Below are 9,079 nucleotides of genomic sequence, written 5' to 3'. Positions count from 1 at the left end.
TTTAGCTATATATATAAGAGTGAGATAGGGAAAATAAAAAAAACGAGTAATACCAAGGGTTTATAGCGTATTAGGTGTTACCTTTTCGTAACACCTGTGTTACGAAAAGGTAACACCTAATAAAAGGAAAAACATAATAAAAAAAAGATGTCAATGAAAATTTGACATCTAAAATAAATAGATTGGTAATTTATATTTTTTCTTAGACTCATCAATTTTAAAGTTCCTTAATGAATTTCTAAAGATATGTTGGGTTGCTTTATCTATTCCGTCTTTAGGGCTACAACACATAATATTAGGATTTACAAACCATGTACGACTTGTGCATGCACGACCATCTTCTGTTGTTACTCCTGCTGCTGCAACTCCTAAAACCCCTTTTTTAAATAAACCATTCATCGTTAAAGAAACATTTTTTCTTGCCATTTTAAAACGTTCAGCCAAATATGTAGGTGATGCTGGAGTAGTTGTATCTACATTGTCCTTATTAATTTTTTCAATAATAACGTTAGTTTTGAATTCCACATATGGAGCAAGTTTAAATAAAAACGCTTCTTCCTTGCTACTCAAATACTCAATTTCAGTCAAATAATTAACGTTATCCATAATTAGCTGCACAAATCTCACCCGATCTGTAGGTTTTTTCTTTTTCCCTATGAAATACTCATCTCCACCAGTTGTTTTACTTAATAACTGCAAGAGCATTGTTTTCTCTTCTTCTGAATAACCACCAGTTTGCAACTGGTCATAAATACTATCAATCTTACTATCTCTTATTTTCGCTTTTTTTTCAGCTTGCCCTAAATCTACAACTTTTGTCATAAAATAATTCTCTCCCTTAGTGGAAGGAATCAACTTTTATATGTTAGAATGTATATAGAATATATATTGGTTGATTCCAACCTTATTACGAAAAACCGCCTGCCGTCCAAAGCATGGGCGGTTTTTCTCGTTTATACGTCTTTCTTTATAATAACATGAAACACCTTGTTAATTCCTTCCAAACCTTATGGAAACAAAACATTCAATCCTCTTCTTCTTCAAACTCATGCAATTCAATGTTTTCATCCATTATCATTTCTATCTATCTTTCCCTATCAAAATCTCGATGTCTACTTATTTCCTTCTTATGTTCACGTTCAAATTGATTATCTATTCCCTTGCTATCCAATTCATTTTTAATAATCCCTCTAAATACCTTAAATTTCTCTTTAAAAGCTTTTTTCGTCTGTTGATACAAAACTCTTATATTCTCCTTCAAATCCTTTATATGAGTTTTTAACGAGCCTATTTCAGTATTTAATTTTCTATTTTCCTCTTTCAACTCTAAATTTATCTTTTGGGATTCTTTTAAAGAATCATACAAACTATCAACTTGACGATTCAATTCCCTATTTTCTTTTACCAAATCCGTATTCTGCAAACGCTCATAATCTTTTTTTACAGTGACTGCTGCGGTTATCAATTCTTCTACTTTTTCAAGTTGCTTTGGTGAAAAAACATAATTGCCTGTTTCTTTTTCAATGATTTCAGGTTTACCAATTAATTTTGGCTTTACTTCCGTCTTGATCTCTTTCTTTTTGGGCTTTAGCGTAATCTTGCTATCTGGTAATCTCTTGCTTATCTCCGTAATTTGATTCTCTATATTAGAAACTGCTTCAGCATATTCCTTGTATTGACGGACTTTCATGTACTTATGAGAACCTACATTCGCTCGTTCAAATTCTGGAATATGTTTTTTAGCCAAAGATTCAATATAAGCCGTTTCTAATTGTCTCCAATTCGCAATTAGCTCCGTCCCTTTTCCTTGTACGCCTTGTTGTTGCAAAGCTCTATCCATTCCGACACGCCTCGTTAATCCTCGACTACTTTCGAAATTCGGTACATAGTTAATATGTAGATGCGGATTTGCTTCATCATCATGTAAAACCATGTTATAGACTGCTAGATTTGGATTTCGCCCTTGAAACGCCTCCGCATACTGTTTTAACGCTTCTTTTTTGGCTCCCCTATACTTTGGGTCGTCTTTACCCTCTCCAACGGCTACAACCAATTCTCGTTGCTCATGTGTCTTTTCATTTTTATGTATTTTGTCATAGTAATCCTGAATTTTACGGTCATTACGTTTTTGTTTTTCATTGTACTTGTCCACCGCTTCCTGAAAGATATCCTTGTATACACTTCGGATGTCCTTTTGAACAAAGTAGATATTCTCGTCTAACCTGGATGAATCGATACCAGGATTCCCATAAATGTTTTCTCTATTATTATGGCTTAATGAACTTTGGTGAGATTGATTAAATGAGATAGAGAACAACATAAAGTGCCACCACTTCCCCTAGATTAATTGATACAATAAGTCTAGCAAGACGACGAAATTGTGTCAATTGATGTAACCCTATACGTATTTTGACGCTAACACATCAAAATCAATAGGGGTCTGCGACGCTTTTCGGCTTTGCCGAGCCACATTTCACATGGCAAAAACAAAACCTTGGGCTTTGCCCAACCCCACTGGGGAACTCTTCCCCAGACCCCATCATTCGAACTCCCCATCCCCTCAACTCCTTGAGGGGCTCCCTCGCCGATCGGCAGGAACAAACTATTGTTTGTTCAATGCCAAGAGGGTTCGGGTGTAGTCCAGTTGGTCAAGTCAAATACTCCCTTCGCTTTGCTAGGTCCGTTTTGATTGACCAACACAAATATAAGACTCTTTTTTCAATTTCAGAAAAAGTGTTGAACTGTAAAATTTTAAATAAATATTTTACTTTAAAATTTATTATGTAGAACATAAATTTAAACAAAAAGCCTAGTAGACACTAGACTTTTTGTCTGAAAAAAATACCGTCTTTCACCTTAACACACTTTTAATTTCACACTATTTTATACAATTAATATGTAAAAGTTCCAAAGTAAACTTTTACATATTAGTTTACATTTAATAACCCGTCAATATTGAATTCACAACGAATCCTCTGATATCCTCAAAATACATACCAAAAGTATACATTCAAAACGCTATAAATAAAGAAGATATTGAATCATAAATCAATATCTTCTTTACTTTCAAAAGGACCTGCTCAATTAATACGTAAAAACATAAAGTAAAGTGAATCCGTTAAAATACATGAGTGACTCCGTGTTTAATCCTCTTATCTAAAGGAGGAACTATTATGGGCTTTGGTGGTAGTTGTGGTGGCGGCTTTGCTGGAGGATTTGCTTTATTAGTTGTATTATTTATTTTATTAATCATCGTTGGAGCTTCTTGCTTCTGCTAAAAAAACTATCAGAAAAGACACTCTTATCAGAGTGTCTTTTCTTTATGGGCAAAAACACCCAATATATATTCTCTACACAACCAAAATTACCATAACACCACTTATTCATAGCAAACCAACAGGAACTAGAATACTATATCTTTTTTTGATGTACATTTTAGTTAATTTAAAAAATCAACAATACAATTATTAAAATAAATACACTACCAAATCCATATTTTTATAAAAATAAAAAAAGAGTGCTGTGAAGAAACACACTCATTGAAAGAAATTTACCAATCCCGACGATCATCATGATCACGGTCATGATCATGATTACGTCTGCGACGACATTCATCACAATCACAGTCACGGTCACGTCTACAACGACGATCATCACAATCTCTATGTCTGCGTCTGCAAAACATTAAATCATCCCAAAATCTATTACAATCTCTGCAATGTCTGAGATTACAATTACATCCCATAAATATGATTACCTCCTCTTAACAATAGAATTCCTCATATTCTATGATTAAAAGTTAAAAACAGCTTGTTTACTAGTCTATGTTTTGCATTTTAAAATAATAAGGTATTTTGCCCTTAGCCGATATTACCGACAAATTTCACATTCCAAAGGTATTTCGTTTTATCATGTATAATGTAACTTTAGGAACGTCAGTTGGAACATTAAAAGGAGCGTGAGGAACGATGTCTGATGGAACGCGGAATGGTATACAATCCGAGCCACTCCCGGCTTTCCTAACCAAGGAAGTAGCAGAAATGTTAAGTATTAGCGAAAGCTATTTACGTAAATGGTGTTTAGAGTTAGAAAAACATGAATACATCTTTATAAAAGTTCGTGATCCTAAAAGTAATCGCGAGTATCGAACCTTTACTTCAAAAGATATAAAAGCTTTGAAACAATTTCAAACACTTATGAAAGATGCCGGATATAACAAGGCCGATGCTGCCAAAACCGTAGCAATAACCATAAATAATGAAAATTGGAACACGAGTGGAACGTCCCATGATCCAATGGATTCCCAATCCTTGCTTATTACAAGAGATAAAGAAATATTGGAACGCGAAAACAACAATAATTTATTACGTGAATTGTTGCGTGAGGAACGCGAAGAAATAACAAAAGAACTTCAATCCATGAAAGAAGAACTACGACGAACTCAAGAAGAATTTCAAACATTGAAAGACGGTATACAAATATATCAAAAACACCATGAACAATTGTTGCAAGAAAGAGATGAGCAACTATTACATAACATACGATCTATTCAAGAGACTAAACAACTAGTTGCTCCTACTATAGAAAATAAACAACATTGGTGGAAATTCTGGAAATAAAAAAGCCTTGCTTATATGCAAGGCTTTTTTATACAGAATTCTATACAGATTTTTGTACTAATACAGAATATCCGTAAACCTAAAAAACCCCATTATCTCTACCATGTATAAGATCATGCATAGCACGATAAAAAGAGAAAACACACAATTCCAATTGCATCAAAGGTTTGTTCGTTTTCTTTGCTACCGATAATAGGACGTTATGTTAACTTCACATGAATACGATATTCAAATCAATTCTCGTATATAATTTAAGATATACCATGGAATAAGGAGTATAAAACTAAATGCGCAGAAGAAGATCATATGGAAAAACAAATAAGAAAGAAATTAGCTATGGAAAGTTTAGTTGTACTCATTTCAAACAGGGGTTGCCAATGAGTTATGGAAGTGACGCTCCTATTTACTATTACAATGTTCCTGAAACGGAAAGACAAAAACGATTTGAGCTAAATTCAGATGTTTGTATCATGGATGGAGAATATTACTTTGTTCGAGGTTGTATAGAGATTCCGATTATAGATAGTAGTGAAATATTTATTTGGAATGTGTGGGTATCTTTAAGCGAAGAAAGCTTCAACAAAACAATGGAATTATGGGAAACAAAAGGAAGAGAAACAGAAGATCCCCATTTCGGATGGCTTTCTACATCAATTCCAGGTTATCCTGATACATTAAATTTAAAAACACATGTCCATATAAGAGCCATTGGAATAAGACCCTTTATTGAATTGGAACCGACTGATCATCCCTTAGCAGTTGAACAGAGAGAAGGAATTACTCTAGAAAAAGTTGCAGAAATTAAAGAAATTGTTACTCAATATAATCAAGAAGAGGATTCTGAGTAAAACATATTACAACTTCCAATAACGAGAATTATGATAACTTGAATAGTATATAATCCTTATTTTTAGAGAGGAATGGACAATATGGAAATATACGACTATTTAGACAAAATGCAAGCGGAATTATTAAAACATTCATGTCCAGAGATTGAAGCGAAATACTACGACCTATGCTCCAAATTAGTAGGAGAAGAACAAGCAAAACGAATCCAAAATATAAATTTAGATTTGTTTCAAAGTAAGTTGAAAGATGCCTTTTCTACCTCCCTACATATAGCTAATCAAAATTCGACAGAAGCCATTTATTTTGAATATGATATGGACAACGACTGGAACAGTACTTTCTTTATTTGCGACGAGTATACAAAGTTATCTGAAGAAGATGATGATTGGGCATGTGATTGGATTAGTGAAGTAGAAGGTCCTGACTTAAAAGAATTTGCGCAGATTTACGCTGAAAATGGATTTGATAATAATGAAAAAGCACTAGGCACAACATTATATCTTATTGCTAGAACTGTTGTCACATTAAAAAAAATTATTGCAACAATTCATCTCCCAATTTGTATTGGTTATCATGATCAAGATCCAATCATGAGAATCCAAGAATAACTTCTGATAACAAAAATTATGTAAACACAAAAGTCCTCCAGTTAAACAATCCGGAGGACTTTTAATAGTTTTCTAAGTTATCTTCCAAATACACTCAATCCTAAATAAATCAAACTATAACTAATTAAAGCACTTGCAAGCATCAAACCTATTTTTAATAATTTGTCTTTTATATTCGGCGTTGCTTCACTTACAGGTTTTCCCTCTATAAAATCAACTATTTGACGATAAGTTTTTAAATTATGCTCTTTTTTTATGTTTTCAACTTTCAGTGATGAAAACATAAGCAAAATCGTAAGTACCAAAGGTATTATAAGGCCATAATAACCAAAAAAGTGAAATACAGGTGCAATAGAAATAGGAAGTATAATCATTGATGCTAACATGATGTAACTCCACTTAAAGAAAGTTGATTTTTGAAGTTCTTCTTTCATGATCTTTACATCTCCTTTAACTAAATCATCCAGGGAGACGTTAAAGAGAATACTCATCATTAGTAAATTGTGAATATCTGGATAGTTTCTTTCATTTTCCCAGTTCGAAATAGATTGTCTGGAAACATGAATTTTTTCTGCTAACTCCTCTTGAGACATATTATCCCGTTTACGAAAATAATGTATTTGTTTACCAATGTTCATTTATACATCTCCCTTAAGTTTGAGGTTAAATTAAAGGCTAATTAAAGACTACCAAACTTCTTTATAATAACGTGATTTTAAGGTGTAAAAATGTTTTATCATGCTATTTTCCCCTGTTTTTGGGTATGAGTGCTAGCCCTCAGGAACTTAACGTAACTGAATATGGAATAAAGCTTATTATTTAAATCGATAAAACTAGCGGTTCGGCGGGTATAATTGCTGATCCAAGTCGAGCAACTTAACCCCGTTTTTGGTCTGTTCGGCTTCGCGAAAGCTAAAAATCCGCCGAAAAAAGTTTTGCAAGGAGGAGGCAAAGCGGACAAAGTAGAGATTTTTGAATGGTGTTTACTCAAAAATACTACCTGTTCCTTGCGGAACTTTTAGTTCTTATATAGCGAGTAAGAAGAGAAAAATAAAGAAAGTCAGTAATATCAAGGTTTTATAGAGGATTTTATAAGAGACAAATAAACATAGAAACAAAATACCTAGTAAAAATGAAAATTCTATCCAAATATTTGCTACCGACCATAGAACATTATATTAGCTTACTCTAAATATTTATTCATAACGATTTTTCTATAATTTTTATTAATCTACAATCTAAAAATTAGCCAAAAAACCATAACCCACTACTTAAAACACTAAAACAACTAAAATCTTAAAGACTAATAACCCTTTAAGCATTTTTTACTATAAAGACAATTAAACCCTAATAAAACATTGAAACTTAATTACCCAGTCGTCTATTACAATAACCACTTTTCAACATATCCTATCTTGAGAAGTAGTTAGAGAGTTAGTTTTAAAAAACTCTTTTTCTACTTTTTTAATTTATAGGAAAGGATGATATAAATGCCAGAACATCATGATGAAATCCGTGCTTTGTTACGTGCATTTCAATTAGTTGGAGCAAGAGTTGTATTATTTTTACCATCATTCCATGTAGAGGGTCTTATCACTCGAATTGGAGAAGAATTTGTTACTCTTCGTGGTAATGGAGATGAAGTTGAAGTAGAAAGTAATGCTAATGGTGAAGACCTTGAAAATCCAAACCAAATTAGTGTTAAAATCAGTTCAATTTTATCAGTTAGTGATGACCAAGGAGCGTAATAAATAAAGTCAAAAAATGCAATGGGATTATAAATACCCATTGCATTTTTTAAATCTTAATTAGTATAAATTAGTCTAAGATATCGCTTTAAAGATCATTTATATAAGAAATAATTTGGCTTGTCTATTATCCTGTTTATTATCACTCTTTTACATAATATGTTTACTATATAATACAACCCTTTACTAGGAGGTGTTTAGGTGTGTCAGTTTTGTTCAAATCAAAAAAATAATAAACAACCTAAATTTAGATTGTTTAATATAAATCCTATTCCTTTTCATACCTCAACAAAACCTACCAATACTCCATCAAAATCACAAAAAAATCCTACAGTTGTAACAAAACCAGCCAATACCCCATTAAAACCACAAAAAAATTCTACACCTTCATTAAAATCAACTAATACTTCACCAAAAGTACAAAAAGTTTCTACTGTCTTGCTAAAATTACCGAATCCTCACACTTCTCAACCCAAATCACAAAGGTTTAAAATAAAACCGAATAGTTCACAATCAATATCTAAACATCAAATGAATACATCTAGAGATAATACAAAAAATACAAATGAAATACAAAAACTTTTACATGATTATCAATTAATTCATTTACCCATCATAATATTTTTAGAACAAATTCATATTAAAGGTTTTATAATGAATTTCAATAAAGATGCAGTTACTATTATAGGCCCAAATGTACAAATAAAAGACAATTCAACTAATAAACTTATACAGTCTCCAAATAAAATCAATATTAAAATTAAATCCATTCAAGCAATTAGTGATATAGGAAATTTTCTTCAACAAAATAATACAGATCAAATAACTTAAAATAAAAGGTAAATATATCTATTTTAAGTTTTCAAATTTGCTTTTTGGCTAGAGTGCTGGCTCGTCGTGTGGGGCCGAAACCCCACGTACTAAACGTATCAACATATAAAATAAGAACTATTTTTGAGCGATTATTCTAAGCGGTTCGGCTCGTATACTTGCTAGTCCAAGTCGAGAACCATTACTTTACTTTTTGTCTGTCGGCTTGGCGAAAAAAGCACACGAGCCGAAAAAAGTTCCGCAAGGATAACATCAAAAAGTAAAAGCAAGCGCTTTTACTTTTTGATGTTAAGGGTGGAGATTTTTGAGTGGTTTTCTCAAAAATACTACCCGTTCCTTTCGGAACTTTTAGCTATATATATAAGAGTGAGATAGGGAAAATAAAAAAAACGAGTAATACCAAGGGTTTATAGCGTATTAGGTG

The 9,079-nt window shown here is 32.3% G+C and carries 10 protein-coding genes; 6 read left to right on the top strand and 4 right to left on the bottom strand.

Translation table 11 applies throughout. From position 1 onward, the window contains the following. Positions 1 to 168 precede the first annotated feature (168 nt). Positions 169 to 822, bottom strand: a complete 654-nt coding sequence (locus JDS81_RS29530) for a MarR family transcriptional regulator (RefSeq protein WP_097953514.1) — start codon at positions 820 to 822, stop codon at positions 169 to 171. A 262-nt stretch (positions 823 to 1,084) separates the two neighbouring features. Further along, on the bottom strand, positions 1,085 to 2,320 hold the full coding sequence (locus JDS81_RS29525) for a plasmid recombination protein (protein WP_097953513.1): 1,236 nt from the start codon (positions 2,318 to 2,320) through the stop codon (positions 1,085 to 1,087). A gap of 853 nt (positions 2,321 to 3,173) precedes the next feature. Here JDS81_RS29525 and JDS81_RS29520 point away from each other — a divergent pair. After that, positions 3,174 to 3,278 (top strand): YjcZ family sporulation protein, encoded by a 105-nt coding sequence (locus JDS81_RS29520; RefSeq protein ID WP_063219790.1) that lies wholly within the window; start codon positions 3,174 to 3,176, stop codon positions 3,276 to 3,278. Positions 3,279 to 3,550: 272 nt separating this feature from the next. Here the strand turns inward: JDS81_RS29520 and JDS81_RS29515 are convergent, their stop codons facing one another. Further along, on the bottom strand, positions 3,551 to 3,745 hold the full coding sequence (locus tag JDS81_RS29515; protein ID WP_002169591.1) for a hypothetical protein: 195 nt from the start codon (positions 3,743 to 3,745) through the stop codon (positions 3,551 to 3,553). Between the two features lie 223 nt (positions 3,746 to 3,968). Here JDS81_RS29515 and JDS81_RS29510 point away from each other — a divergent pair, with 223 nt between their 5' ends. From JDS81_RS29510 to JDS81_RS29500, 3 genes are all read left to right on the top strand, one after another. Next, entirely contained in the window at positions 3,969 to 4,619 is a 651-nt protein-coding gene (locus JDS81_RS29510) for a DUF3967 domain-containing protein (RefSeq protein WP_097953512.1), read from the top strand. A 287-nt stretch (positions 4,620 to 4,906) separates the two neighbouring features. Continuing rightward, a complete protein-coding gene (locus JDS81_RS29505) occupies positions 4,907 to 5,467 on the top strand; it encodes a DUF2199 domain-containing protein (RefSeq protein ID WP_001254399.1) in 561 nt (186 codons plus the stop codon). 81 nt (positions 5,468 to 5,548) lie between these two features. Then, positions 5,549 to 6,076, top strand: a complete 528-nt coding sequence (locus tag JDS81_RS29500; protein WP_097953511.1) for a hypothetical protein — start codon at positions 5,549 to 5,551, stop codon at positions 6,074 to 6,076. 77 nt (positions 6,077 to 6,153) lie between these two features. Here the strand turns inward: JDS81_RS29500 and JDS81_RS29495 are convergent, their stop codons facing one another. Next, positions 6,154 to 6,714, bottom strand: a complete 561-nt coding sequence (locus tag JDS81_RS29495; protein ID WP_097953510.1) for a helix-turn-helix transcriptional regulator — start codon at positions 6,712 to 6,714, stop codon at positions 6,154 to 6,156. An 852-nt stretch (positions 6,715 to 7,566) separates the two neighbouring features. Here JDS81_RS29495 and JDS81_RS29490 point away from each other — a divergent pair. Together JDS81_RS29490 and JDS81_RS29485 are read left to right on the top strand one after the other, a co-directional pair. Then, on the top strand, positions 7,567 to 7,824 hold the full coding sequence (locus tag JDS81_RS29490; RefSeq protein WP_001114056.1) for a hypothetical protein: 258 nt from the start codon (positions 7,567 to 7,569) through the stop codon (positions 7,822 to 7,824). Between the two features lie 201 nt (positions 7,825 to 8,025). Continuing rightward, positions 8,026 to 8,655, top strand: coding sequence for a hypothetical protein (locus tag JDS81_RS29485; RefSeq protein ID WP_199688677.1), 630 nt, complete (start codon positions 8,026 to 8,028; stop codon positions 8,653 to 8,655). The last annotated feature ends 424 nt before the right edge of the window (positions 8,656 to 9,079 follow it).

It is taken from the genome of Bacillus cereus group sp. N31 (genome assembly GCF_016483245.1).
GTDB classification, from domain to species: domain Bacteria; phylum Bacillota; class Bacilli; order Bacillales; family Bacillaceae_G; genus Bacillus_A; species Bacillus_A toyonensis.
The sequence above is the reverse complement of the archived record's forward strand: the minus strand, read 5'-3'. Positions and strand labels throughout refer to the sequence as shown.

What these genes read in the sequence shown, in the direction of transcription:
- JDS81_RS29525 (WP_097953513.1), bottom strand. Translation starts at nt 2,320, where the DNA reads ATGTTGTTCTCTATCTCATTTAATCAATCTCACCAAAGTTCATTAAGC.
- JDS81_RS29510 (WP_097953512.1), top strand. Translation starts at nt 3,969, where the DNA reads ATGTCTGATGGAACGCGGAATGGTATACAATCCGAGCCACTCCCGGCT.
- JDS81_RS29495 (WP_097953510.1), bottom strand. Translation starts at nt 6,714, where the DNA reads ATGAACATTGGTAAACAAATACATTATTTTCGTAAACGGGATAATATG.
- JDS81_RS29490 (WP_001114056.1), top strand. Translation starts at nt 7,567, where the DNA reads ATGCCAGAACATCATGATGAAATCCGTGCTTTGTTACGTGCATTTCAA.
- JDS81_RS29500 (WP_097953511.1), top strand. Translation starts at nt 5,549, where the DNA reads ATGGAAATATACGACTATTTAGACAAAATGCAAGCGGAATTATTAAAA.
- JDS81_RS29515 (WP_002169591.1), bottom strand. Translation starts at nt 3,745, where the DNA reads ATGGGATGTAATTGTAATCTCAGACATTGCAGAGATTGTAATAGATTT.
- JDS81_RS29530 (WP_097953514.1), bottom strand. Translation starts at nt 822, where the DNA reads ATGACAAAAGTTGTAGATTTAGGGCAAGCTGAAAAAAAAGCGAAAATA.
- JDS81_RS29505 (WP_001254399.1), top strand. Translation starts at nt 4,907, where the DNA reads ATGCGCAGAAGAAGATCATATGGAAAAACAAATAAGAAAGAAATTAGC.
- JDS81_RS29520 (WP_063219790.1), top strand. Translation starts at nt 3,174, where the DNA reads ATGGGCTTTGGTGGTAGTTGTGGTGGCGGCTTTGCTGGAGGATTTGCT.